The sequence below is a fragment of the Mesorhizobium sp. USDA 4413 genome (assembly GCF_056280365.1).
On record NZ_JBVPRP010000001.1, the window covers coordinates 2,888,849 to 2,913,695 of the forward strand.

Consider the following 24,847-nt stretch of genomic DNA (forward strand, 5'->3'; position numbering starts at 1 on the left):
TAAGTAACATTCAGGAAGTTACAGACCGGTAACACCCTAGTCAAGAGGTGGCGACGGTTTTTTTGGAAACGACGAAAGGAGATCATGATGGCTGACGGCGTCGCGGAGCGTTCCCGCCCCCGGGATCGAATCCTGGAGACGGCGCAGGACATGTTCCACAAGCACGGCATCAAGGGTGTGGGCGTCGACGCCATCACCGAAGCTGCCGGCACCAACAAGATGACGCTTTACCGTCATTTCGAGTCCAAGGACGAATTGATCATCGAATGCCTGCGCGCCACGGCGGCGAAGGCCTCGAGGATCTGGGACGAGTTTGAGGCCAAGCATCCCGGCGACAAGCTCGCGCAATTGCATGCCTGGGTCCACAAGGCTTCGGAGCTGCTCAGCGCCGACAGCCGCGGCTGCGACATGGCCAATGCCGCCGTCGAGCTCACCGAGACCGATCACCCGGCAAGGCGCGTCATCAAGGAACTCAAGGAAGCCCAGCGCGAAAAGCTGGTTGCGCTTTGCCGTGATGCCGGCATCGGTCAGGCCGAGCTGCTCGCCGACACGCTGTCGCTTCTGCTCGAAGGCGCGCGCGTCTCGATGCAGAGCGTCGGCGCCGAAGGACCGAGCGCGCAATTCGTGCGCATGGCCGAAAGCCTGATCGCCTCGTTCCGGGCGCGCTGATCTCTTCGCCTCGTCCTGATTCTGCTATGCTGTCCCGGCAACGGGCGCTAGACGATGGGTCAGGCAAGTTTTCCGGAGATGTATGAGCGCTGGCTCGTGGGCCCTCTCTTCCGCCCTTGGGCCGAAGTGACCTTTGAAGAGCTGAAGCTGTCTCCAGGCCACCGTGTGTTGGACATCGCCTGTGGCACGGGAATAGTTGCCCGCGTTGCCAGGGAACGGCTTGGCACCGCCGGATACGTCGTCGGCATCGACATCAACGCAGAAATGCTTGCCGTCGCGCGCACCGTGGCGCCAGACATCGATTGGCGCCTGGGTAATGCCGGTGCACTGCCCCTCCATGACGGAGAGCAGTTCGACGTGATCGTCTGTCAGCAGGGGCTGCAATTCTTTCCCGACAAGCCCGCTGCGACGGCGGAGATGCGGCGGGCACTGGCGCAGAGCGGCCGGCTGGCAGTCGCCACGTGGCGCCCCGATGAGGAAATCCCCTTCTTTCGGGATCTCCGCCGCGTCGCCGAGCGACTCCTCGGCCCAATCGTGGACCTGCGCCACAGCTTTGGGAATGCGGCGCCGATAGAGGCGCTGCTCCGGGACGCGGGCTTCCACGACGTTCGATCAAGGACAATATCGCGCAGGATACGCTTTGAGGACGGGGCGCCGCTCCTGCGATTGAACACGATGGCGCTGGTCGGCATGAGCACTGCCGGCAAGGCAATGACCGATAACGAACGCAAGCGCGCCGTGGAGGACATCGTGAGCGGGAGTGCGCCCGTGCTGCAGTCCTACGCCGATGGATCGGGAGTCGCTTTCGAACTCAGCTCCAATCTGGTGACAGCAAAAGGCTAGGCGCGTACCTGAAGCATGTCTCCCGAAAGTGGGAACCGATTTCGGGGCCAAGACATGCGCAAAATCAAAGCCTAAAGCGCAGGGAGCGAATCTGAAAGATCGCGACGCGCTTTAGTCAGCATCAGATGGGCTGGCTCCGCCGCCGCCTCATTGCGGGCAAAGAAAAAGCCCGCTGCCGGGAGGAGGAGGCAGCGGGCTTCGATTTCGAATACGGCACGGGAGGAGGTGTACCGCATTCCTCGTCGGTGTCTGGGAGGAGGAAGACATCCGACACGTGCATAAATACGGGCTGCCCAACGATTCGGCAATTGCGAAGCGTGCATAGCTGCTGTGCAGAATTGCCGGATCAATCGTCAGACAAATCCGCGAACCTTCGCTGGCCAGCTACTGCACCGGCACGTTTTCCTTGAAGATCAGCCGCGGCTCGATGAATTTCTTTGTCAGATAGGGTGCCGATGAGGCGATAGAGCCGAGCAGGCGGATCACCGCTTGCTCGGCGATCAGCCTTGCATTCTGGTCGATGACGACGTCGGCGAGATCGTCGACCAGATAGCGGCGCGTTTCCTTGGTCAGGTCGTGGCAGATGAAGACCGGCTTCCTTTGCGGCTTGGCTTCCAGCAACGCCTTGGCGACGCCTGAGCGTCCGGCACCCACGCAATAGACGCCGAGCAGATCCGGTTCGTCGTGCAGCGCCTTGATGGTGGCGCGGTAGCTGGCGTCCGGCTCGTCGTTGATCTCGACGGCGCTGGAGACGGTGAGGTTCGGGAACTCTTCGGCGAGCACCGACCGAAAACCCATCTCGCGCTCCTCATGGCCGCGATAGGAGCGCGAGCCTACCACCATCGCCAGCTGTCCGGTACGGCCGCCAAGGAAGCGGCCCATCAGCAGCGCTGCCGTGCGGCCCGCCACCCGGTTGTCGATGCCGACATAGGCCGAGCGGGGCGCTGCCGGCACGTCGGAGATCAGCGTGACCAGCCTGATCCCGGCATCGACCAGCTCGCGCAGGATGTTGCGCGTGCGCGGATGGTCTATGGCGATCACGCCGACGCCATTGGCCTTGAGCGACAGATTCTCCACGGCGCTCTGCAGCGCGCCCGGCGAAATGCCGGCAAGGTTGTGGATGCGGCAGGACGCCACCAGCGGCAGGCGCGCCGCATAGTCGTCGATGTGGTGGGCAAGATCGGCCATGAAGGCGTTGGACCCGATCGGCAGGAAGAATTCGAGATGCGCCGGCTTAGAGGGGAGCACGACTTGGTCGAGCGTCGGCAGATAGCCGAGCTGCTTCGCCGCTTCCAGGACCCGCTGGCGGTTGGCCGCGCTCGCGCCCGGGCGGTTGTTGAGCACCCGATCGACGGTCGCGGTCGACAGGCCGCAGCTCCTCGCGATATCGGCTACGGTGGCTTTCATGGGTCCAGTCATAGGATGGGATGCGAGCCCCTATCACGCCAATCAATATCAGGACAAATCAAAGCCAGCCATCAGCCATGCTGCTGCGGGCCGTCGGAAATCGCGTCGCGGATCTCCTTGTCCGACATGCCGGTGATGACGCGCTCGACCTCGGCGACGGTGGTCTTTTTCGGGTCGATGTCATCGGCAACCACCTTGCCGCGGCGCATCACCACGATGCGGTCGACCACCTGGAAGACGTGATGGATATTATGCGCGATGAAGATGCAGGAGTGCCCGGAATCGCGGGCACTGCGCACGAAGCTCAGGACGCCTTGCGTCTCGGCGACGCCGAGATTGTTGGTCGGCTCGTCGAGGATGATGAGATCGCTGTCGAAATGCATGGCCCGGGCGATCGCCACGGCCTGCCGCTCGCCGCCCGACAGCGAGCCGATCGGCGTCGTCGGCGGGATGTTCTTGGTGATGCCGACTTGCCGCAGAAGGTCGCGCGCCACCGCGTTCATCGCCTCCTGGTCCATGCGGTTCAGGAAGCGCGGCGGCTTGATCGGCTCGCGCCCGAGGAACAGGTTGCGGGCGATCGACAGCTGCGTGACCAGCGCCGAGTCCTGGTAGATCGTCTCGATGCCATGCGCGATGGCGTCGCTGGTCGAGCGCAGCGTCACCTTCTTGCCGCGGATGAAGATGTCGCCGCTGGTCAGCGGCACGGCGCCCGACAGCACCTTGATCAGCGTCGACTTGCCGGCGCCGTTGTCGCCGAGCAGGCCGACGATCTCCCTTTCGTTGACGTGGAAATTGGCGTCCACCAGCGCCTGCACGCGCCCGTAGGACTTGCGGATGTTTTCCATGCGGATCAGAGGCTCGGCCATCGTCTTAAGTCCCTGCCTGGTGCCGGCGCTCGAGCCATGAATGCAGCGCCATCATGCCGAGGATGATCGCGCCGATAAAGATATTGTAGGCAAGCCCGGGCACGCCGATCAGCACGATGCCGTTGCGCATCACGCGCAGAATCAGGATGCCGAGCACCGTGCCGATGATGGTGCCGCGCCCGCCGGTCAGCGCCGTGCCGCCGATCACCACCATGGCGATGACCTCGAGCTCGTAGCCCGTGCCGCTGTTGGGGTTGGCCGCGGATGTGCGCAATGACGAGATGACGCCGGCGAGCGAGGCCATCACCGCCGAGAGGATGAACAGGCCGACCTTGACGCGGTTGACGTTGACGCCGCGCGCGCGGGCAGCGTTCGGATTGCCTCCCGCCGCCTGGATCCAGTTGCCGGTCCGGCTCTGCGTCAGCACATAGCCCAGGATGATCGCGGCGCCGATGAACCAGAACAGCGAGGCATAGATGCGGAACGGACCGAGATAGAAGTCGCCGACCAGGATGTTCGCGAGCCAGCTGCCTTCCGCGCTCCAGGTGCGCTGCGGGAAGCCGTCGGTGATGAACAATGCCGAGCCGCGCACGACCAAAAGCATACCGAGCGTCACCAGGAAGGAGGGGATCTTGAGCTGGGTGACGAACCAGCCGTTCACCAGCCCGATCAGCGCAGCAACGATCAGCGCGATCAGCAGGCCTACCTCCAACGAGGTGACGCCGCCATTGTAGAGCGTCCACATCAGCACCGGCGAGAAGCCGAACAGCGAGCCGACGGAAAGGTCGAATTCGCCCGATGTCATCAGCAGCGTCATCGCCAGCGCGATCAGGCCGAGCTCGACGGTGAAGGCGAGGATGTTGGAGATGTTCTGCGGCGACAGGAAGTCGGGATTGATGCCCCAGAAGACGACGAGCTCGACGACGAGCAGCACCAGCGGACCGAATTCCGGCCGCGCGATCAGGCGTTGAATGACAGAACGGTTTTCCATTGAACCCGCGACGTTACGGCCGGCCTGCCTGGTCGAGGCGGGCGCGGCGGGACAGGAAAAGGCGGCCGCGACCGGGTGAAGTCGCGACCGTTCAATTTCACGGATTACTTGCCGGACAGGATCTTGTCGTAGACGCCGGCGGTGTCCTTTTCATAGAGCGCGCCGGTGATCACGTTGAAGCCCGGAGGAATGCCGGCCGAGGCCATCGCCGCCATCGACAGCGCGATGTAGCTGGTTGCCTGCGGGTCCTGCCACTGCGCGGCGTTGACATAGCCGTTCAGCACTTCCTGCGTGGTGTCGAGCGAGTTGCCCCAGCCGACGACCGGAATTTCGCCCGGCTTGACGCCGACCTGGTCGAACACGCGCTTGATCGAGCCGGTGACGAGGTCGCCGAGGCCGATGATGGCCTTCACCTTGCCCTTGTGCGCAGTGAGATAATCGACCATGCGGTTGATCACTTCGGCCTGGTCGAGCGTCGCTTCGGTCACCTCATAGGTGATGCCGGCCGGCTCGAACACGCTCTTGATGCCTTCCTCTTCCTGCACGCCATAGGTGGCTCCGGGGACCTCGACGGGCATCCAGACGAAATCGCCCTTCTTCACCAGGCCCTTGTCGACCAGGTATTGCGCCCAGTGCTTGCCGAAGGTGACGTTGTCGCCGCCGACATAGGCGTTGAAATTGGCCTTCGGGTCGGGCGTGTTGAAGTTGATGATCGGGATGTTGGCCGCGCGCGCTTCCTTGACGATCTCGACAAGGCTGCCCGGATCGGGGCTGGTGGTGACGATGCCGTCGGCCTTGGCCGAGATGGCGGCGCGGACGGCCTCCTGCTGCGAGGCCACGTCGCCATTGTGGAAGGACGTATTGACCTTGTTGCCGGTGTCATCAGCCCATTGCTTGGCGCCGGCCAGGAAGTAGGTCCAGACCGGATCGGCCGGGCCGCCATGTGAAATCCAGTAGAACGTCTTGGCCTCGGCCATCGCCGGAATGGCGAGCATGGCGATCAAGCCAAGCACGAGCAGTCTCAGCCTCGATAGCATTCGATTTCCTCCCATGTTGAAACTCTCCTCCTGGATCGGCGCGACGCGGCCTTGGACCGCGTCTCCTGCCGGCGCCGACCGGAACGTCTAGAGCATTCTCTTTTTCCGGCGCTGGCAAGCCTCCATCGCTAATGGATGTTGGGTGAGGCGCGCGCGCCATCAGCAATCCCATCAGATTGCATCAGCTGCGATGATTTTCGGGGCAAGCGGCGGCATCGGCCTATCGCCGCGCGGATTGGCCTCCAGGCAAGGCTTGCTGGTGCGGCGTTAGATAAGGCCCGCCCTCGCCAGGTCGCGCATCAGGTGGCTGGCGCCGTAGGTCCAGTGCGGGCAGTCGGGCGACAGCCGCACGCGGTTGACAAGCGCGCCAAGTTTTTCCGACGAGATGGTGACGATGTCGCCGATCTTGTGCGTAAAACCCTTGCCCTTCTCGCCGCGATCCTTCGAAGGCACGAACATGGTGCCAAGGTAGAGCGCCAGCCCGTCGGGATACTGGTGGTGCGGACCCATCGCCGCCTTTACCAGCTCTTCCGGCGAACGGCTGATTTCCGCCATCGAGCTCGCGCCCTCCAGCGAGAAGCCGTCCTCGCCCTCGACGCTGAGCCGCACCGTGGCGCGTTTGATGTCGGCGATGGAGAAGGTCTCGTCGAACAGCCGGATGAAGGGTCCGAGGGAGGCGGAAGCGTTGTTGTCCTTGGCCTTGCCGAGGAGCAGCGCCGAGCGCCCTTCGACATCGCGCAGATTGACGTCGTTGCCGAGCGTGGCGCCGACGATGCGGCCCGAACTGTCGGCGACCATGGCGATCTCCGGCTCCGGATTGTTCCAGGTGGAGACGGGATGCAGCCCGACATCGGCGCCGAAGCCGACCGAAGCCATCGGCTGGCATTTGGTGAAGATCTCGGCGTCCGGGCCGATGCCCACTTCCAGATATTGCGACCAAGCGCCGCGCGAAATCAGCTTGGCCTTGATCTCCATCGCTTCCGGCGAGCCGGGCTTGAGCTTCGAGAGATCGTGGCCGATCAGCCCGGCGATGTCGGCGCGGATGGCGTCCGCCTTTTCCGCCGAACCGCGCGCCTGCTCCTCGATGACGCGCTCGAGCAGGCTGACGACGAAGGTGACGCCCGAAGCTTTCACCGCCTGCAGGTCGACGGGCGAAAGCAGGATCGGCTTTCCCGCGTCGCGCCCGGCTTCGAAGCTGTTCGCAGCGATATTGGCAAGCGCGCCGATCGCCTTGCCTTTGGCCGAGCGCACATAACCAGCCGGATCCTTCAATTCGCAAACGTCGCGCACCGTGGGCGCCGTGCTCGACGTGATGTCGATCACCTCGCCATCCCGCACCGTCACCACCAGCGGATGGGAAGCGGCGCTGGTCTTGGCGCGGCCGACGAAATGTCCGTCGGCGGGCAGGCGGGTTGGATCGGTCATGGCGATGTTCCTCTCGATTTTTCGCGCGCGGCAATTTTCCCCGATTTCGTGGAAACGTCTATCCGCCAGCCGCAACATTTAAGGCCATCACTGTGCTGTCGCACAGCCACGGCCGAACTGGCCTATCGAAGCGCTCTTTCAAGTTTGTGAAATCGGCAATAGGATTTTCACGAAGTTCCAGCGCGTAGGTGACCTCTTTGGCCGCGGCCTTTTCCGATCCGATCTGGCAGAAGCCGCAGGCAGCCACGGCATTTCAGTCGGAACTGTCGGCCGGCGGTAGGCTGGATGCGGTTATCGTCGGCGGCGGCATTATGGGCCTTTCGACCGCGCTGCATGCGGCTCGCGCCGGGCTCTCGGTCCAGGTGCTGGACGCCGGCGCGATCGGGCAGGGCGCTTCGGGCCTCAATGGCGGCCAGGTCATTCCTGGCCTCAAATATGATCCTGAATGGCTGATCGAGCATTTCGGCAAGGAGCGCGGCGAGGCTCTGGTCGACTTCGCCGCCTCAACGGCTGATGCGGTATTCGACCTGATCCGCGATGAGAAGCTCGCCGTGCCGTTCACCCGCAATGGCTGGATCCAGGCCGCCCACACCGAGACCGCGCTGAAGGCGGCGACCAGTCGCGATCGCCAGTGGCGGGCGCGTGGCGCCGACGTCGAGCTGCTCGACCGGGCCGAGATCGCGGCGATGACCGGCGCCAAAGGCTATCTTGGCGGCTGGCTCGACCGCCGCGCCGGCGTCATCGATCCGCTGTCCTACACGATGGAACTGGCGCGCATCGCCACTACTGCCGGAGCGAAGATCGCCGAACACCAGAAGGTGGTGAAACTCGTGAAGGAGGCCGGCCTATGGCTGATTTCGACACAGAGCGGCACCGAATTGCGCGCGAAGGCCGTCGTGCTCGCCACCAACGCTTATACGGACGGTCTTCTGCCGGGCCTTGCGCAAACAATCGTGCCGCTGCATTCCTTCCAGATCGCCACCGCGCCGCTCCCGGCCGAGCTTGCCGCAAGCATCCTGCCGGGTGGGCAGGCCGTTTCCGATTCCCGTCGCATCCTGATCTATTACCGCAAAAGCCCCGATGGCCGCATGGTGCTGGGCGGCCGCGGCCGCATGGCGCTGCCGTCGAGCGCGGCCGACTGGGCGCATTGCGAACGCGCGCTCATCCGCCTGTATCCGGCGCTTGCCGGCATCGCCATCGAAAAGCGTTGGTTCGGCCGCGTGGCGCTGACTCCGGATCACCTGCCGCATCTGCATGAGCCGGAAAAGGGCCTGCTCGCGGTCGTTGGCTGCCAGGGCAGGGGCGTCGGGCTGATGAGCGCGCTGGGCAAGCGCATGGCGAATTATCTTGCCAGCGGTGATGCAAGGCAATTGCCGTTCCCGCTGTCGCCGATCCGGCCGATCCCGTTCCATGCTTTTCGCCAGGTCGGCGTCGCCGCGGCAATCACCTGGTATCGCATGCTGGACGCCTTCGAGCGCTGACCCCAACAAATGCGGTGCACAAGCGATTCTGCTTGACAGCTTCATGAATATGAAAAAGCATTGGTCGATTTCAAAAAAATCGATGGGCAGCCCCGAAAAAGGCGGTCAGATGTCCACCATCGTTGCAGCGCGGCCATTGCCGGAAAACCGCATCTCGCCGGTCTTCCGCTTAGCCATGCTGCTGCCGGGCGGGCTGGTCACATTCTTCCTGATCCTGTTCGCACTCGGCCTTGTGGTCTTCCTCGCCTTCAGGGGAAATGACGGTTCGCTTCTCGGGGTCGGCCTGACGGCGGAGAACTTCGTCACCGTCGCCACCGATCCGCTCTATTGGACGGTGACGCTGCGCTCGCTGGTCATTGCCGGCCTGGTGACGCTGGCGACGGTCGTCACTGCATACCCGGTTGCCTATTACCTCGCCTTCCATGCCGGTCGTCGCCGCAATCTGCTGCTCTTCCTGGTGACGCTGCCGTTCTGGACCAGCTATCTCTTGCGCGTCTTCGCCTGGAAGATCGTGCTTGCCTATAACGGCGTGCTGAACTCGGCCTTCATCGAGACCGGCCTCTGGTCGGAGCCGACGCTCGCCTTTCTCAACACGCCGGCCGCGGTGGTCGTCACGCTCGCCCACGCTTACGCGCCCTTCGCCATCCTCCCCATCTACGTGGCGCTGGACACGATCCCGAAATCGCTGCTCGAAGCCGCCTCCGATCTCGGCGCGCGGCCCTTCACCAGCTTCCGCCGCGTCGTGCTGCCCAATTCGATGCCGGGCGTGCTGGCCGCGGCGCTCGTCGTCTTCGTGCCGACCGTCGGCGACTATGTCACGCCGGCCATGGTCGGCGGCCCGGCCAGCACCATGATCGGCACGCTGATCCAGTCGCAGTTCGGCAAGGCCAATGACTGGCCGTTTGGCGCAGCACTCTCGGTCTGCGTCATGCTGGTGATCCTGTGCGTGGTGCTCGTAGCGCGCGGCGCCGACCGCCGGTTTGGCAGCCGCACATGAGCGCCCGGGCTGACACCAACAACGACGGCCGCTGGCTCGGCCTCTATGTGCTTGGCTATCTCGTCTTCCTCTATCTGCCGGTGCTGCTGATCCCGCTGTTTTCCTTCAACAATTCGATCCAGGCGGCATTCCCGCTGCAAGGCTTCACGCTTGACTGGTATCGCACGCTCTATGGCAATCCGGCGCTCTCCGGCGCCTTGGCCAACAGCCTTGTCATCGGCGTCATCGCCGCCTTCGGCGCGACGCTTTGCGGCATCACCGTCTCCTATATGGACCTCTACGGCCGTTCGACGCTCGCCGCCACCATAAGCGCCATCGCCCGGCTGCCGATCCTGATCCCCGGCGTCATCGTCGGCATTTCGCTCCTGATCCTGGTCAATCTCATCGGTCTTGGCCCATCGCGTGTCTCGATCGTGCTTGGCCATATCCTCGTCGCGCTGCCGACGACGGTGGTGGTGATGCGCAGCCGCTTCGCCGCTATCCCGAAGACGATCCGCGAGGCGGCGCTCGACCTCGGGGCGTCCGACTGGACGACGTTCCGGCGCGTCATGCTGCCGCTGAGTGCGCCGGCCGTGCTGTCGGCCTTCATGCTCTCTTTCCTGATTTCTTTCGACGAGTTCATCGTGGTCTTTTTCCTCGCCGGCACCGAGCCGACGCTGCCGCTCTACATCTGGAGCCAGCTGCGCTTCCCGCGTTCGTTGCCGACCGTGATGGCGCTGGGTACGGTGATCCTCACCGTGTCCTTCATCATCGCCGGCTCAGCCGAAATCCTTCGCCATCGCGGCCTCGGTGCTGCGCGCCGCAATCCAGCCTGAACGACAACAAAGAAGAGGAGAACGAAAATGACATTCCACCTGAAATCGATCGCCGGACACAAGGCCAGGGCGGGCCTTGCCGCGCTGGCGCTTGCGCTGTCGTCGACGGTCGCTCTGGCCGCCGACAAGCTGCAATATTTCACTTGGTCGGGGTATGAACTGCCCGACTTCAACAAGAGCTTCCTTGCCGCGCATCCGGACGGCGTCGAGGCGACGATCTTCGGCGACGATGACGATGCCTTCACCAAGGTCAAGGCCGGCTTCCGGCCCGACATCGCGCATCCCTGCTACGACAAGGTGGCGCGCTGGAACAAGGAAGGCCTGCTGCAGCCGATCGACACCAAGCGCATCAAGAACTGGGATTCGATCTTCCCGGTGTTCAAGAACTTGCCCGACCTGCAGGCCGGCGACGGCAAGGTCTGGATGGTGCCGTGGGACTGGGGCAACACCTCGATCCTCTATCGCACCGATCTCGTGAAGAACCCCGAAGCGAGCTGGAACCTTCTGTGGGACAAGCAATATGCCGGCCGCATGGCGACCATCGACGCCGTGCATGACACGCCGATCGTCGCAGCCCTTCTGGCGGGCGTGAATCCGTTCGACATGACGCCGGAGCAGATGGACAAGGTGGCCGAAAAGCTGCGCGAGCAGCGGCCGCTGCTGTCGAGCTATACCACCGACATGACCTCGGTCGAGCAGGCGCTGGCAAGCGGCCAACTGGTCGCGGCGATGACCTGGAACGCGTCGGCCACGTCGCTGAAGAAGCAGGGCGTGCCGGTTGAGTTCATGAAGCCGAAGGAAGGCATGCTGACCTGGGCCTGCGGCTTCGTCATGCTGAAGGATGCCAAGAACATCGATCTCGCCTACGACTTCATCAACAGTCGGCTCGACGCCGACTCGGGGAAATTCCTGATCCAGTCCTACGGCTATGGCAGCTCGCTCTCGACCGCTTTCGCCGGCGTGTCGAAGGAGGAGCTCGACAAGCTGCAGCTGCCGGCGGATCCGGACGTGATGCTGAAGAGCACCATCTTCACCGGCCCGATGAAGCAGAATGACGATGTGGCCAAGATGTTCGAGAAAGTGAAGGCTGGGGGATGAGCGGCGCCTTACCTTCTCCCCTTGTGGGAGAAGGTGGATCGGCGCGCGCGCCGAGACGGATGAGGGGTGTTGGACGGATCGCCGTCGTCGCCAAGCTGGAACACCCCTCATCCGTCGCCTTCGGCGACACCTTCTCCCACAAGGGGAGAAGGGGAGCCTGGCGGCGCTGCGCCGCACCGGTGAAGAGACCAAATGAGGACCATTGCATGGATGTTTTGGACGAAGCAGCGGCAAAGCAGAAAGACGATGCCGACATCCGCGTCGGCCGGCGCGTGCGGGCGTTGCGCCTGGAGCGCAACCTCTCGCTGGCCGAGCTTGCGGCGAAGGCCGGCATCTCCATCGGCGCGCTCAGTCAGATCGAGCGCGGCATGTCATCGCTGCGCGTCAAGGTGATCTGGCCGCTGGCGGCGGCGCTGGACATCGAACCTTCAGCGCTGATCGCCGACGGCAATGAAGCGGTCAACGACCTCTATTGCGTGCGCGCCGACAAGCGCCGCGCGATCCCGGTGAAATCCGAAGGCATCGCCAAGGCGCTGTTGTCGCCGCCCGCCGCGACGCTCACCGGCATGCTGGTCACGGTCGAGGCCGGCGGCGGCACGGCGGAAGCCTATGCCCATGCCGGCCACGAATTCGGCTTCGTCATGACCGGCGAGGCCGAGCTGGTGGTCGATGCCACGACCTATGTGCTGAAGGCGGGCGACAGTTTTGCCTTCAAGAGCACGCTGCTGCATGCCTTCCGCAACCCTGGCGCCGAGCAGTGCCAGATCCTCTGGGTCAATACCACGAAGCCTTCCGAGGTGCGCGATGGCGCCTGACGCCCCAGAGCAATTCCAGGAAAAGTGTGAAGCGGTTTTCCGTCCGGAATTGCGAGAACCGTTGGTTCGGCTGCAGAGAGTCTCGAAGGTCTTTCCGGGCGGCATCGTTGGCCTTGATGGCGTCGATCTCGACATCGCTCCCGGCGAGTTCCTCACCCTGCTTGGCCCGTCCGGCTGCGGCAAGACCACGAGCCTGCGCGTCATTGCCGGCTTCGAAAGCCCGAGTAGCGGCAGCGTGCTGCTCGAAGGCCGCGACATTACCGGGCTGCGACCCTTCGATCGCCCGGTCAACACCGTCTTCCAGGACTATGCGCTCTTCCCGCATATGGATGTCGCGGCCAATGTCGGCTTCGGCCTGTCGCTGCGCAAGCTCACCGGCACCGAGCAGGCCAAGCGCATCGGCGAGGCGCTCGAGATGGTGGGCCTGGCCGACAAGATCCGCGCCCGTATCTCCGAGCTTTCCGGCGGGCAGCGCCAACGTGTCGCGCTCGCCCGTGCCATCGTCTGTGAGCCGCGCGTGCTTCTGCTCGACGAGCCCCTGTCGGCGCTCGACGCACATTTGCGCGAGCAGATGCAGGTGGAACTGAAGCGGCTGCAGTCGCGGCTCGGCACCACCTTCGTCATGGTCACGCACGACCAGACCGAGGCGCTGTCGATCTCCGATCGCATCGTCGTCATGAACAAGGGTCGGATCGAGCAGATAGCTCCGCCGGCCACGCTCTACGATCGGCCCGCGACACGCTTCGTCGCTTCCTTCATCGGCACGATGAACCTGTTGCAGTCGCGCTTTCTCGGTCGCGACGGCGAGCGGCTGCGCTTTGCCGCCGGCGAACTGCCGCTGGAGGCGACCTCAGACACCGGCGAGACGCCCGTCGCCGGCGACACCCGCACCATCGGTGTGCGCCCGGAGGATCTTCTGGTAGTCAGCGAGGCTGGCGAAGACACCGCGCCGGCGCGGGTCAGCGGCGTCGTCTTCCACGGCCGGACGCTGCGTCTTCATGTCGAGTTAGGGCAGGGGACTCCGATCGTCATCGATGCGCCACGCCGCACCGACGGTTTTCAATTCGGCGTCGGCGACGTGGCGCATGTCAGCTTGAGGCGCGGCGCCAACTGCCCTGTGCTTTCCAACTGATAGGATAGCGCTGGCTCACGACGCCTTGGCGAAGAATCCCTGATAGTCCGACTTGGCCTGCAGCAGGCGCAGGATGTTCTCACGCGAGCCGCGCACATGGGCGCGGGCGCGCTCGCCGGCCAAAGCGACATCTCCGGCGCAGATCGCGTCGACGATGCCGGCATGTTCCTCGCGGGTGAGCTTCCATTCGTCCAGCCACAGAAGCTCCGTCCAGACATATTGCTGGCATTTGTCGAGAATGCCGCAGAGCATGCCATGGAGCATCTCGTTACCGCTGATTTCGGCGATCACCCGGTGCAGGTCGATGCCGACCTGCAACTCCTCGAATTTCTCCCTGGTGCTGCGGTCCGGGATCGCCGCCAGCCGTTCGCATTCGGCGAGCATCTCGCGCAGCCTCGCCTTGTCCGCGGCAGTCGCGTTGGCCGCCGCCAGTTCCGTCGCGCGCCCGTCGAGCAGCTCGCGTATGTCGAAGGCCTCGCGGAACATGGTCAGGTTGAACTCGGCCACCACATAGCCTTGGCGCGGACGCCCGATCACCAGCCCATCGCGCTCCAGCCGGTTGAAGGCCTCGCGCACCGGCGTGCGGCTGACGTTGAGGCGCTCGGCGATCTCGTTCTCCGTCACCCGGCCGCCCGGCGGGATCTGGCCGGTGATGATCAACGCCTTGAGCTTCTCGAACACCGAGTCGCGCAGCGTGTTCTTTCTTTCCTTCAAGCGTTCCGCCTCCACCATTGCGTCACGGATTCGCGAGCTTAGTTCGTTTTAGGCCATGCTTGAACAGGAGCGTTTCGTCGGAGGCAATTGCCCAGCGGAATGGCCGTTCTCTACCGTAGCCAAAAAAACGCGAAACCGAGTTGACATCGGCCTTCGAAAAATTACACTCAAAATTGTATACAAATTCGCATACCAAATCAACGATAACGGGAACACCGGTTGGAGAAGCGAAAATGACGAAGAGACTCTGTATTCACGGCCTGGCGATCGCCGGGCTGCTCGCCACGGTCGCCGTTCCGGCGTCCGCCGCCGACACAATCACCGTCGCCTCGTGGGGCGGTACCTATCAGGAGGCGCAGACCAAGGCCTTCTTCGATCCGGCGGCCAAGGAACTCGGCATCACCATCAAGCAGGACACCACCAACGGCCTCGACGACGTGCGCCTGCAGGTCACCGGCAACGCCGTCAAATGGGACATCACCGAGCTCGGCGCCGACGAATGCGCGCGCGGCTCCAAGGAAGGCCTGTTCGAGAAGCTCGACTACAACGTCATCGACAAGAGCGGCATCAACCCGAAGCTTGTCCATGACGACTGGGTCGGCATCTCCTACACCTCCGTGGTGCTGATCTATCGCACCGATGTTTTCGGCGATAAAGGGCCGAAGACCTGGGCCGATTTCTGGAACGTCGAAAAATTCCCCGGCCGTCGCGCGCTTTCCGGCAGCCAGTCGACCGAAACGCTGAGCGTTGCGGCTTTGGCCAAGGGCATTCCGATCGACAAGGTCTATCCGGTCGACATCGACGGCGCGTTGCAGTCGGTTGACAAGATCCGCGGCCATATCGATGCCTGGTGGACCTCCGGCGCGCAGGCCATGCAACTCGTCAAGGATGGCGAAGTCGACATGGCGAGCATCTGGAACGGCCGTGCCGGCACCTTGAAAAAGGAAGGCGCGCCGGTGAGCTTCTCCTTCGACCAGGGCGTGCTCACGGCCGACTGCATGGTCATCCCGAAGGGCTCGAAGAACAAGGACATCGCGATGAAGGCGCTAGCCAAATTCGTGAGCCCCGACCTCCAGGCCAATCTGCCTCTCTATGTCGACAATGGCCCGGCCAACGAGAAGGCCTTCGAGACCGGCAAGATCCCGCAGGACCGCATCAAGGACATCAATTCTTCGCCGGAGAACGTCAAGAAGCAGGTGCTGCAGGATCCGGAATTCTGGCGCGACACACTCGTCGAGGCGACCGAGAAGTTCAACAACCTGATCCAGCAATAGCGACCCTATCGGAGCGGTGTCCACTCGGCGCCGCTCCGCGTCGTTTCGCCAACATGATCCGGAGTTGAAGGAGATGCTCTTGTCTCTCGCGCAGTCCGCGCTTCCCATCGGCATCAGCGGTATCGAGAAGCGCTTCGGCGGCCTGTCGGTCCTGCACGATCTTGGCCTCGATGTGGCGGCGGGCGAATTCCTGACGCTGCTCGGGCCGTCCGGCTCGGGAAAGACGACGCTCTTGATGATCCTGGCCGGCTTTGTGCGGGCCAATGCCGGCTCCATCAAGGTCGGAGGCGAGGAGATCATCACCATGCCACCGCATAAGCGCAATATCGGCATGGTGTTCCAGAACTATGCGCTGTTCCCGCATATGAACGTCTTCCACAACATTGCCTTTCCGCTGAAGCAGCGGCGCGTATCTGCGGCTGAAACGACAGAGCGCGTCGAGCGGGCGCTGGATCTTGTGCAACTGAAGGGCCTCGGCGAGCGTCGTGTCGACCAGCTTTCCGGCGGCCAGCGCCAGCGCGTGGCCTTGGCCCGCGCCATCGTCTTCGAGCCGCGCATCGTTTTGATGGACGAGCCGCTGTCGGCGCTGGACAAGAGCCTGCGCGAGCACATGCAGATCGAGCTGCGCAACCTGCATCGAAGGCTCGGCATGACGACTGTCTACGTCACGCACGACCAGCGCGAGGCGATCACCATGTCGGACCGCATCGCCGTCATGAATGCCGGGCGCATCGAGCAGATCGATCAGCCTGAAGCCCTCTACGCCAGGCCGAAGACAAAGTTCGTTGCCGGCTTCATCGGCGAATCCAGCTTCATTCCGGTCGAATGCCGCGATGGCGGCGTCTGGCATGAAGGCGGCAAGCTGCGCATGAAGGAACCGATGCCTTCCCCCGGCCGCTATTCGATGGTGGTGCGGCCGGAAAAGCTGCGCGTGGTGGCTGGCGAACCCACAGGCGACGTCAATGCGCTGCCGGCAATTGTCGGCGATGTCATCTATCAGGGCGACAGCTTCGTCTGTTACGCGACGCTCAAGGACGGGCGGCAGGTGATCTTGCGCGACTATTGCCGCCCCGACGTGCTGGCGAAACTGCCGGCGCCGGGCGAGCCGATAACGCTCGGCATCGATGCGCAGGACGTCGTTCTGGTGGCCGACCGATGAGCGTCGCGTCCGCCAGTCTCGATCATGCCGGCCGGGCCGATAGGGCGATCAACGCCGGTGCCTTGCGCGCGGATGCCCGGCGGGAATCGCGCGGCCTGCTCGCGCTTCTGTCGCCGGGGCTGCTTCTGGTCTTCGCCGTCATCATCGTGCCGATCGGCTGGCTGTTCTGGCTTTCGCTGTTCGACGAGACAGGCCAGCTCAGCGCTTCGAACTATGCGCGCTTCTTCGAGCAGGCGTCCTACATCAAGACCTTCGTCACCACCTTCAAGGTGGCCTTCACCGTCACCGGCGCCTGCGTGCTCTTCGGCTATCCGCTGGCCTATATGCTGTCGCAGTTGCCGCGCCGCGCCGCCGGAGCCTGCCTGATCTTCGTCATCCTGCCGTTCTGGACTTCGGTGCTGGTGCGCACCTATGCCTGGCTGGTCATCCTGCAGCGCAAGGGGCTGGTGAACACATGGCTGATCGACCTCGGCGTCATCGGCCAGCCGCTGCCGCTCGCCAATAATTTCGCCGGCGTCGTCATCGGCATGACCCACATCATGCTGCCCTTCCTGGTGCTGCCGCTCTACGCCTCGATGAAGAGCATCGACACCGACTGCCTGCGCGCCGGCATGAATCTCGGCGCCAGCCCCACCGCGACCTTCCGGCAGATCTTCCTGCCGCTGTCGCTGCCCGGCCTTGCTTCCGGCGTGGTCATCGTCTTCGTGCTGTGCCTCGGCTTTTTCGTCACGCCGGCGCTGATGGGCGGCGGCAAGGTCATCATGTGGGCGATGCGCATGGAGCAGGCCACCAGCCTCTATTCCAACTGGGGCGCGGGCGCAGCGCTTGGCGTCGTGCTGCTCGCCGTCACGCTGGCTCTGCTAGGCCTCTTCCACTGGCTGCTCGGCACCCGCGCCACCGGAGTTTGGAGTGAGCGATGAGCATGGAGAACAGCCTGCCCATCTCGCATCGGCAACGCCTTTGGCTTTACGCGCTCGGCGGCCTCGTCATGCTGTTCCTGATCGCCCCGTCGGTGATCATCGTTATCATGTCTTTTTCCGGCTCGTCGCTCTTGCAGTTCCCGCCGCAGGAATGGTCGCTGCGCTGGTATGAAAGCTATTTCGGCTCGGTCGAATGGCGCGACGCCACCATCGTGTCGGTCAAGGTTGCAGTGATGACGGCGATCGCCGCAACCTTGCTCGGTACAGCCGCGGCCTACGCCATCAACGCCCGCACGCTGCGGCTGACCGGCGCGATCAACGCGCTGCTCACCGCATCACTGATCATCCCGGTCATCCTGATCGGCATCGGCACCTTTTTCCTCTATGCCCGTATCGGCCTCAACAACACGCTGACTGGCCTCGTCATCGCGCACACGGTACAGGCGCTGCCGCTGGTCGTGCTGACCGTGCTTTCGGGGCTGAGATCCTACGACATGAACCAGGAGATGGTGGCGCGTAGCCTTGGCGCCGGCCGCTTCTCCGCCTTCTTCCAGGTGACGATGCCGCAAATAAGATTCTCGATCGTCTCCGGCGCGCTGTTTGCCTTCATCACCTCCTTCGACGAGGTGGTGGTGTCGCTGTTCATCTCGGGCGGCGACACCACGACGCTGACGCGGCGCATGTTCAATGCCCTGCGCGACCAGATCGATCCGACGATAGCCGCCATTTCGACTTGCCTGATCGTGCTATCGATCGTCTTGTTGTCCGCCGCCCAGCTTTTCGGCCGTGGACGTTGAATGCAGGGATACCTAGAACAGCATGCGTGACTTCCAGTTTCCAGGCCGCTCGCCGGTCCGCGCCACCGAGGCCATGGCCGCGACATCGCATCCGCTCGCCACGCTTGCGGCCATCGACATGCTGCGCTCCGGCGGCAACGCCATGGACGCCGCCGTCTGCGCGGCGGCGGTGCAGGCGGTGGTCGAACCGCAATCGACCGGCATCGGCGGCGACTGTTTTGTCCTCTATTGCCCGAAGGGCGAGGGCACTGTGCTTGCCTTCAACGGCTCCGGTCGCGCGCCCAAGGCCGCGACGGTCGACTGGTATCTGGAGAATGGCTTCAACGAGCTCCCGAAACAGGGCCCGCACGCGGTCACCATTCCAGGCGCCGTAGACGCCTGGTGCCGGCTGCTGGAAGACCATGGCCGCAAGGGCATTGAAGACGCGCTCGCCCCGGCCATCCGTTACGCGGAAGACGGCTATGTGGTGCATGACCGCGTCGCCTTCGACTGGGAGGACCCCGAGACCGACCTAGCGGCCGATGAGGTGGCAACGCGCATCTTCCTGCCTGGCGGCAAGCCGCCGAAGGCGGGTGATATCCATCGCCAACCAGAGCTGGCGGAGACTTTGCGCATCATCGCCAGAAAAGGCCGCGCCGGTTTTTATGAAGGGGAGGTCGCGGACGACCTCGTCGGACGGCTTCGCGCGCTTGGCGGCCTGCATACGCTCGACGATTTCGCCGCCACCAAGGGCGATTACCGGACCCCGGTCAGCACGTCCTATCGCGGCTACGGCATCCACCAGATGCCGCCCAACAACCAGGGCCTGACCGCACTTTTGATGCTGAACCTGCTCTCGGGCTTCGATCTGGGCAAGCTTGATCCGGACGGCACCGCGCGCCTGCATCTCGAGATCGAGGCGGGCCGGCTCGCCTACCAGGATCGCGATGCGTTTTTCGCCGACCAGGACCATGTCGACGTACCGGTCAACGCGCTGCTTTCGGGCACCTATGCCGACAGCTTGCGCGCTGCGATCGACCCTGAGCGCGCCATGACCCATCTGCCGCGCCTCGATCTTCCGGGCAGCGACACGGTCTATATCAGCGTCGTCGACCGTGACCGCAACGCGGTGAGTTTCATCAACTCGACCTATTACTCCTTCGGCAGCGGCGTTGTCGGTCCGAAGACCGGCGTCGTGCTGCAGAACCGTGGTTCCAGCTTCCGCCTCGATCCGAAGCACCCGAACGCGATCGCGCCGGGCAAGCGGCCGCTGCACACGATTATGCCGGGCATGATGACGAAGGAGGGCCGCGCCATGATGCCCTTCGGCGTCATGGGCGGCGGCTACCAGCCCTTCGGCCATGTGCATCTTTTGACCAACATGATCGACTTCGGCATGGACCCGCAGCAGGCGATCGATGCGGCGCGCGTGTTCTACAATCACGACGTCGTCGAGGCCGAGCGCAGCGTGCGCACCGAGACGATCGAAGGTCTGCGCCGGCTTGGCCACAAGGTGGTCGAGCCCGGTCACCCTCTGGGCGGCGGTCAAGCGGTGCTGATCGATTGGGAAAAGGGCACTCTTACCGGCGCGTCCGATCCGCGCAAGGACGGGTTGGCGCTTGGATACTGAGCAGCCCTTTGCTGGACATAGGCCGATCGTTCGAAACATAGTCTGGAATCATGACAAACAGCCAAAACGCCACCGATCTCGTCCATCGCCTCGCGCCCGGCGCCGACGATGCGCCGGCCATCGCCGCGCCCGAACGGACAGCGCTCTCGCATGGTGGGCTGCGCCGCCTGGTCCGCGATACCGCGGCGCGGCTCAATGGGCTCGGCATAGGCCGCGGTGACCGCGTGGCCATCGTGCTGCCGAACGGCCCGGAGATGGCCACGGCCTTCATCGCCGTGGCGGCGGCAGCCTCCACCGCGCCGCTCAATCCGGCCTACCGGGCCGACGAGCTTGATTTTTATCTCAGCGATATCGGCGTCAAGGCGGTCGTCGTCGGCAAGGAAGAGCAGGGGCCATCGGTCGAAGTTGCCGGGCGCCTCGGCATCCCTGTGCTGCGGCTGGTGGTCCCCCAAGGCGCGCCGGCTGGCGTCTTCATCATCGAAGGCGATCCGGTTGGCCCGCCTGTTTCGTCCGGACTGGCCGAGGACGGCGACACGGCTCTCCTTCTGCACACCTCCGGCACCACGTCGCGTCCGAAACTGGTGCCGCTCAGCCACGCCAACCTCGCGGCGTCGGCAGCGCATATCGGCGCGACGCTCGGCCTGGCGCCGGCCGACCGTTGCCTCAACATCATGCCGCTGTTCCACATCCATGGGCTGATCGCGGCGGTGCTGTCCTCACTCGTCGCCGGCGGCAGCGTCTTCTGCACGCCGGGTTTCAACGCGCTGCGCTTCTTCCAGTGGCTCTCCGAGGCCAAGTCCAGCTGGTACACGGCGGTGCCCACCATGCATCAGGCGATCCTGCCGCGCGCCGCCCGCAATCCCGAGCAGCTTGCCGGGGCAAAGCTGCGCTTCATCCGCTCGTCGTCGGCTTCGCTGCCGGCGCAAGTCATGGCCGAGCTGGAGGCCACCTTCGGCTGCCCGGTCATCGAGGCCTACGGCATGACGGAGGCCGCGCATCAGATGGCGTCCAATCGCCTGCCCCCCGGACTGCGCAAGCCCGGCAGTGTCGGAGCGTCGGCAGGCCCGGAAGTCGCCGTCATGGCGCCGGACGGGCGGCTGCTCAAAGCCGGCGAGATCGGCGAGATCGTCATTCGCGGCCCCAATGTCACCGCCGGCTACGAGAAGAACCCGGACGCCAATGCCAGCGCCTTCGCCCATGGCTGGTTTCACACCGGCGACCAGGGCGTGCTCGACGAGGACAACTATCTGCGCGTCACCGGCCGGCTGAAGGAGATCATTAATCGCGGCGGCGAGAAGATCTCGCCGCTCGAGGTCGACGGCGTGCTGATGGACCATCCGGCGGTGGCTCAGGTCGTCACCTTCGCCATGCCGCACGACAAGCTCGGCGAGGAAGTAGCCGCTGCCGTGGTGCTGCGCGAAGGCCAGAGCGCCAGCGAGGCCGATATCCGTGGCTTTGCGTCGAGCCGGCTCGCAGACTTCAAGGTGCCGCGCACGGTGGTGATCCTCGAGGAGATCCCAAAGGGCGCGACCGGCAAATTGCAGCGCATCGGTCTCGCAGCCAAGCTCGGTCTCGGCTGATGCGCATCACAGTCTTCGGCGCCGGCGCCATCGGCGGCTACCTCGCTGCGAAGCTCGCTATCGCCCGCCAGGTCGATCTGTCGATCGTTGCGCGCGGCGCGCATCTGCAGGCGATCAAGGCCAATGGGCTTCGTCTGATCGAGGACGGCAAGGAAACGGTGGCGCAGGTGAAAGCGGCGGCGCATGCCGGGGAACTCGGCGTGCAGGACTATGTCGTGCTGGCGCTGAAGGCGCATTCGCTGGCGCCTGCGCTGGACGAGATCGCGCCGCTGCTGGGCGAGGGGACAGCCGTCGTCACCATGCAGAACGGCGTGCCCTGGTGGTATTTCCACAAGGCGGGCGGCGCGCTCGAAGGCACGCGACTCGACGCGGTCGATCCAGGCGGTGCGATCTGGCAGCGGATCGGGCCCGAGCGCGTCATCGGCTCCGTCGTGTATCCGGCCGTCGAGGTGGATGCGCCCGGCCTAATCCGCCACGTCGAAGGCACGCGCTTTTCGCTGGGCGAGCCGTCGGGGGAGAAGAGTGAGCGAGCCACCGCGCTTGCGCGCGAAATGGTCAAGGCCGGGCTGCAGGCCCCCGTGCGCGAGGACATCCGCTCGGAGATATGGGTGAAGCTTTGGGGCAATCTCTCCTTCAACCCGATCTCGGCGCTGACGGGCGCGACGCTTGCGGCGATCGTCGCCGACGAAGGCACACGCGCCGTCGCCCGCGCCATGATGCTGGAGGCGCAGGCGATCGGCGAACACCTCGGCGTGCGCTTCCTCATTCCCGTTGACCGGCGCATCAAGGCCGCCGGCGATGTCGGCGAGCATAAGACCTCAATGCTGCAGGACCTCGAACGCGGCCGCCCGATGGAGATCGATGCGCTGGTCACGGCCGTGCAGGAGCTCGGCCGCCTGACCGGCCAGCCGACACCGACCATCGACAGCGTGCTGGCGCTGGTGCGGCGGCTGGCGATCGAGCGCGGGTGTTATTCTTCCTTGTAGTTTGTTCCTGTTTTGTTCTAGAATGGTCCTTTGGACGATGTCCGAAAGGGATCAGCCATGAAGCGGAGAACCGTGGTACGGCATCGGCAGGAACGGCCAAGCTTTTTTCCGGTGGGATCTGGCCAGTCATGATCCGACCGACCGGTTGTTCTTCGCCATTCTTGCCGAACAGATGATCGTCCCTATTTTGGAATCGCGTGCCGTGGCTTGGCAACGAGAGCTGGGGCTCGGGGGTAAGCGGATTCGTCCCAGTCATCGTCATATCTCGCTTGCCATGCTCGGCGATTACGACGGTTTGCCGAGGCTTCTGGTTGAGGATGCCTGTTATGCGGGCTCACTTGTACGAGCCCAGGTCTTTGATGTCTCTTTCAACCGTCTGTCGTCCTTTGGCGGTGGTGCATTGGTCTTGCGCGCAAGTGATGGCATTCCACAATTTGAAGCCTTTTGGCGGGCGTTCACGGCAGCACTTTTGGATAGCCCGTTAAAGCAGGCTGTCCCGAATTCAATAGAGCCGCATGTTACTTTGCTGCGTGACAAAGCACGCGTTTCGAAAGTTGAGGAGCGGGCAGTTGAGCCGATCGGTTGGACCGTGCGCGAGTTCGTATTGATACACAGTTTCCTGCGTCAAGATCGGTATCAGGTCATCAGGCGTTGGCAATTAAGCGGTCAGGACGACGCGCATGCCGTCATGTGAGCGTCTCAAATCATCCTTATCGTCGACGCATGCCACCATCCTGACACGAATTGTCACCTGTGCAGCGAGCCACCGGTGGCAGGCGAACAATCGGTCACTACCTGATGTCTGTTCTGAACCTGGAGGATCCCATGACCACTGCGGAAATTGCCAAGGATTTCACCGAACTCCTCAAGCGGGGCGACAACCACGGCGCCGCCGCGAAATACAATGCCGACGACATCGTCAGCTACGAAGCGATGGAAGGCCCGATGGCCGTGTGCAACGGCAAGGAGGCCGTCAAGCAGAAGGGCGAGTGGTGGGAAGCGAACCATGAGGTTCACGGCGGCTCGGTCGAGGGGCCATACGTCAATGGCGACCAGTTCGCCTTGCGCTTCAGCTTCGACGTGACGCCCAAATCGACCGGCGAACGCGTCAAGATGGATGAGGTTGGGCTCTACACCGTCAAGAACGGCAAGATCACCGAAGAGCGGTTCTACTACTGAGGCTTGCTGGCCTTGGGCTGCGAACGCCCTTCGCAGCATAATTTAGAAATCAGGCATGGCGGCCTCGGATGATACCAAGCCGCCATGTCTGCTTCTCAAATCGTCTTCACATGCTCCGCCAACTGGTCGGCCACTGTGCCCCAGCCGTCGAAGAAACCCATCTCCTCATGTCTGTTGCGCGTCGCCTCGTCACGATGAATGGCGGTGGCGGTGTAGCGTGTGCCCTTACCCTCTGGCGTCAGCGCGATAACCGCGGTGATGAAGGGCTCGCCGGACGGCCGGTAGCCAGGCAGCAGGGCGTCGGTCCACACCAGCCGCTCGTTCGGCGCGATCTCCAGATAGCAGCAATGGCGGTCGCTGACCTCCTTGCCGTCGGGCGACTGCATGCGGGTGCGGAACAGGCCGCCGGGCCGAAGGTCGATCTCGCAATCGGTGATAACCCATGGCTTTGGCGTGAACCATTGCTTGACATGCTCCGGCCTCGTCCAGGCGCGCCACAAGAGTTCGTGCGGCGCGTCGAGGAAGCGCTCCAGCGTCAGGTCCAGTTTCGGATTCGGCTTGAACGGATAGCTCACTTTTCATTCTCCTTGAGGCTCATCACATACGTGTCGAACTGGTCGAGGCGGCGCTCCCACAGCGCGCGCTGTTCGGCGAGCCAGTTTTCGGCAAGCTTCAGCGGCTCGGGCGACAGACTGTAAGTCCTGACCCGGCCGGCCTTTTGCGACTGCACCAGCCCGCAACCTTCCAGCACCTTGAGGTGCTCGACGAAGGAGGGTAGCGCCATGCCGAAAGGCTCCGCCAGCTCGCTGACCGAGGCAGGGCTCCTGTTCAGCCGCTCCACCACGCGCCGTCGCGTCGGGTCGGCAAGCGCGCGAAAAATGCCGTCGATGGGCGGCGGGTTCTGGCTTGCTGTCTGCAGGCTCATAGCTGTTCCTTCCGGGACCGCCTGGTGGTCGGAGATCGTTGCGGAAAATACTTAGGAAAAATCCTTAGTATTGGCAAGCGCTAAAGTCGCACCGGGGCAAGCGCTGGCAAAGTGGGCAGGGCCGGCCT

25 protein-coding genes are annotated in these 24,847 nt (G+C 63.9%); 17 read left to right on the forward strand and 8 right to left on the reverse strand.

What is annotated here, in order from left to right; all coding sequences use genetic code 11:
• The first annotated feature begins 87 nt into the window (after nucleotides 1–87).
• Complete coding sequence (locus ACVMIM_RS13810; protein WP_040998179.1) at nucleotides 88–669, forward strand: TetR/AcrR family transcriptional regulator; 582 nt, start codon at nucleotides 88–90, stop codon at nucleotides 667–669.
• A gap of 54 nt (nucleotides 670–723) precedes the next feature.
• On the forward strand, nucleotides 724–1,512 hold the full coding sequence (locus ACVMIM_RS13815) for a class I SAM-dependent methyltransferase (protein WP_476112532.1): 789 nt from the start codon (nucleotides 724–726) through the stop codon (nucleotides 1,510–1,512).
• Between the two features lie 384 nt (nucleotides 1,513–1,896).
• Here ACVMIM_RS13815 and ACVMIM_RS13820 read toward each other — a convergent pair whose 3' ends face one another.
• The 5 genes from ACVMIM_RS13820 to ACVMIM_RS13840 all read right to left on the reverse strand — a co-directional run bounded on the left by ACVMIM_RS13820 (nucleotide 1,897) and on the right by ACVMIM_RS13840 (nucleotide 7,238).
• Nucleotides 1,897–2,919 (reverse strand): LacI family DNA-binding transcriptional regulator, encoded by a 1,023-nt coding sequence (locus ACVMIM_RS13820; RefSeq protein WP_476112533.1) that lies wholly within the window; start codon nucleotides 2,917–2,919, stop codon nucleotides 1,897–1,899.
• Between the two features lie 71 nt (nucleotides 2,920–2,990).
• Complete coding sequence (locus tag ACVMIM_RS13825; protein WP_476112534.1) at nucleotides 2,991–3,785, reverse strand: ATP-binding cassette domain-containing protein; 795 nt, start codon at nucleotides 3,783–3,785, stop codon at nucleotides 2,991–2,993.
• Nucleotides 3,786–3,789: 4 nt separating this feature from the next.
• The gene (locus tag ACVMIM_RS13830) at nucleotides 3,790–4,776 is read right to left on the reverse strand and encodes an ABC transporter permease (protein WP_476112535.1); all 987 of its coding nucleotides are present in this window, start codon (nucleotides 4,774–4,776) and stop codon (nucleotides 3,790–3,792) included.
• A 104-nt stretch (nucleotides 4,777–4,880) separates the two neighbouring features.
• Nucleotides 4,881–5,813, reverse strand: coding sequence for a substrate-binding domain-containing protein (locus tag ACVMIM_RS13835; RefSeq protein ID WP_476112537.1), 933 nt, complete (start codon nucleotides 5,811–5,813; stop codon nucleotides 4,881–4,883).
• 267 nt (nucleotides 5,814–6,080) lie between these two features.
• Nucleotides 6,081–7,238 (reverse strand): fumarylacetoacetate hydrolase family protein, encoded by a 1,158-nt coding sequence (locus ACVMIM_RS13840; RefSeq protein ID WP_476112538.1) that lies wholly within the window; start codon nucleotides 7,236–7,238, stop codon nucleotides 6,081–6,083.
• 197 nt (nucleotides 7,239–7,435) lie between these two features.
• Here ACVMIM_RS13840 and ACVMIM_RS13845 point away from each other — a divergent pair, with 197 nt between their 5' ends.
• The 6 genes from ACVMIM_RS13845 to ACVMIM_RS13870 all read left to right on the forward strand — a co-directional run bounded on the left by ACVMIM_RS13845 (nucleotide 7,436) and on the right by ACVMIM_RS13870 (nucleotide 13,576).
• Nucleotides 7,436–8,719 (forward strand): NAD(P)/FAD-dependent oxidoreductase, encoded by a 1,284-nt coding sequence (locus ACVMIM_RS13845; RefSeq protein ID WP_476112540.1) that lies wholly within the window; start codon nucleotides 7,436–7,438, stop codon nucleotides 8,717–8,719.
• 109 nt (nucleotides 8,720–8,828) lie between these two features.
• Nucleotides 8,829–9,716 (forward strand): ABC transporter permease, encoded by an 888-nt coding sequence (locus ACVMIM_RS13850; RefSeq protein WP_476112542.1) that lies wholly within the window; start codon nucleotides 8,829–8,831, stop codon nucleotides 9,714–9,716.
• Complete coding sequence (locus ACVMIM_RS13855; RefSeq protein ID WP_476112544.1) at nucleotides 9,713–10,531, forward strand: ABC transporter permease; 819 nt, start codon at nucleotides 9,713–9,715, stop codon at nucleotides 10,529–10,531. Before ACVMIM_RS13850 ends, ACVMIM_RS13855 begins: the two co-directional genes overlap by 4 nt.
• A gap of 27 nt (nucleotides 10,532–10,558) precedes the next feature.
• Nucleotides 10,559–11,629, forward strand: a complete 1,071-nt coding sequence (locus ACVMIM_RS13860; RefSeq protein WP_476112546.1) for an ABC transporter substrate-binding protein — start codon at nucleotides 10,559–10,561, stop codon at nucleotides 11,627–11,629.
• 206 nt (nucleotides 11,630–11,835) lie between these two features.
• Nucleotides 11,836–12,444: a cupin domain-containing protein gene (locus ACVMIM_RS13865; RefSeq protein ID WP_476112548.1), complete on the forward strand. Its 609-nt coding sequence runs from the start codon at nucleotides 11,836–11,838 to the stop codon at nucleotides 12,442–12,444.
• Nucleotides 12,445–12,505: 61 nt separating this feature from the next.
• Nucleotides 12,506–13,576 (forward strand): ABC transporter ATP-binding protein, encoded by a 1,071-nt coding sequence (locus ACVMIM_RS13870; protein WP_476112550.1) that lies wholly within the window; start codon nucleotides 12,506–12,508, stop codon nucleotides 13,574–13,576.
• Between the two features lie 15 nt (nucleotides 13,577–13,591).
• Here the strand turns inward: ACVMIM_RS13870 and ACVMIM_RS13875 are convergent, their stop codons facing one another.
• Nucleotides 13,592–14,290, reverse strand: coding sequence for a GntR family transcriptional regulator (locus ACVMIM_RS13875; protein ID WP_278050429.1), 699 nt, complete (start codon nucleotides 14,288–14,290; stop codon nucleotides 13,592–13,594).
• A gap of 233 nt (nucleotides 14,291–14,523) precedes the next feature.
• Between ACVMIM_RS13875 and ACVMIM_RS13880 the strand changes: the two genes are divergently transcribed.
• The 9 genes from ACVMIM_RS13880 to ACVMIM_RS13920 all read left to right on the forward strand — a co-directional run bounded on the left by ACVMIM_RS13880 (nucleotide 14,524) and on the right by ACVMIM_RS13920 (nucleotide 23,794).
• A complete protein-coding gene (locus tag ACVMIM_RS13880; protein ID WP_278050430.1) occupies nucleotides 14,524–15,564 on the forward strand; it encodes an ABC transporter substrate-binding protein in 1,041 nt (346 codons plus the stop codon).
• A 79-nt stretch (nucleotides 15,565–15,643) separates the two neighbouring features.
• Nucleotides 15,644–16,723 carry an ABC transporter ATP-binding protein gene (locus tag ACVMIM_RS13885; protein ID WP_476112553.1) on the forward strand — a complete coding sequence of 360 codons (1,080 nt, stop codon included), beginning with the start codon at nucleotides 15,644–15,646 and terminating at the stop codon, nucleotides 16,721–16,723.
• Complete coding sequence (locus ACVMIM_RS13890) at nucleotides 16,720–17,643, forward strand: ABC transporter permease (protein ID WP_476112555.1); 924 nt, start codon at nucleotides 16,720–16,722, stop codon at nucleotides 17,641–17,643. The genes ACVMIM_RS13885 and ACVMIM_RS13890 overlap by 4 nt, the downstream gene beginning before the upstream one ends.
• Nucleotides 17,640–18,440 (forward strand): ABC transporter permease, encoded by an 801-nt coding sequence (locus ACVMIM_RS13895; protein ID WP_476112557.1) that lies wholly within the window; start codon nucleotides 17,640–17,642, stop codon nucleotides 18,438–18,440. The genes ACVMIM_RS13890 and ACVMIM_RS13895 overlap by 4 nt, the downstream gene beginning before the upstream one ends.
• Before the next feature lie 22 nt (nucleotides 18,441–18,462).
• Nucleotides 18,463–20,049 (forward strand): gamma-glutamyltransferase, encoded by a 1,587-nt coding sequence (gene ggt, locus ACVMIM_RS13900; RefSeq protein WP_476112559.1) that lies wholly within the window; start codon nucleotides 18,463–18,465, stop codon nucleotides 20,047–20,049.
• Between the two features lie 50 nt (nucleotides 20,050–20,099).
• Nucleotides 20,100–21,629, forward strand: coding sequence for an acyl--CoA ligase (locus tag ACVMIM_RS13905; protein WP_476112561.1), 1,530 nt, complete (start codon nucleotides 20,100–20,102; stop codon nucleotides 21,627–21,629).
• Complete coding sequence (locus tag ACVMIM_RS13910; protein ID WP_476112563.1) at nucleotides 21,629–22,615, forward strand: 2-dehydropantoate 2-reductase; 987 nt, start codon at nucleotides 21,629–21,631, stop codon at nucleotides 22,613–22,615. Before ACVMIM_RS13905 ends, ACVMIM_RS13910 begins: the two co-directional genes overlap by 1 nt.
• A gap of 145 nt (nucleotides 22,616–22,760) precedes the next feature.
• A complete protein-coding gene (locus ACVMIM_RS13915; RefSeq protein WP_476112565.1) occupies nucleotides 22,761–23,309 on the forward strand; it encodes a 2'-5' RNA ligase family protein in 549 nt (182 codons plus the stop codon).
• 131 nt (nucleotides 23,310–23,440) lie between these two features.
• Nucleotides 23,441–23,794, forward strand: coding sequence for a nuclear transport factor 2 family protein (locus ACVMIM_RS13920; RefSeq protein WP_040998173.1), 354 nt, complete (start codon nucleotides 23,441–23,443; stop codon nucleotides 23,792–23,794).
• A gap of 95 nt (nucleotides 23,795–23,889) precedes the next feature.
• Here the strand turns inward: ACVMIM_RS13920 and ACVMIM_RS13925 are convergent, their stop codons facing one another.
• Both ACVMIM_RS13925 and ACVMIM_RS13930 read right to left on the reverse strand, forming a co-directional pair.
• On the reverse strand, nucleotides 23,890–24,369 hold the full coding sequence (locus ACVMIM_RS13925) for an SRPBCC family protein (protein ID WP_476112567.1): 480 nt from the start codon (nucleotides 24,367–24,369) through the stop codon (nucleotides 23,890–23,892).
• On the reverse strand, nucleotides 24,366–24,719 hold the full coding sequence (locus ACVMIM_RS13930) for an ArsR/SmtB family transcription factor (RefSeq protein ID WP_476112569.1): 354 nt from the start codon (nucleotides 24,717–24,719) through the stop codon (nucleotides 24,366–24,368). Before ACVMIM_RS13930 ends, ACVMIM_RS13925 begins: the two co-directional genes overlap by 4 nt.
• Nucleotides 24,720–24,847: the final 128 nt, after the last annotated feature.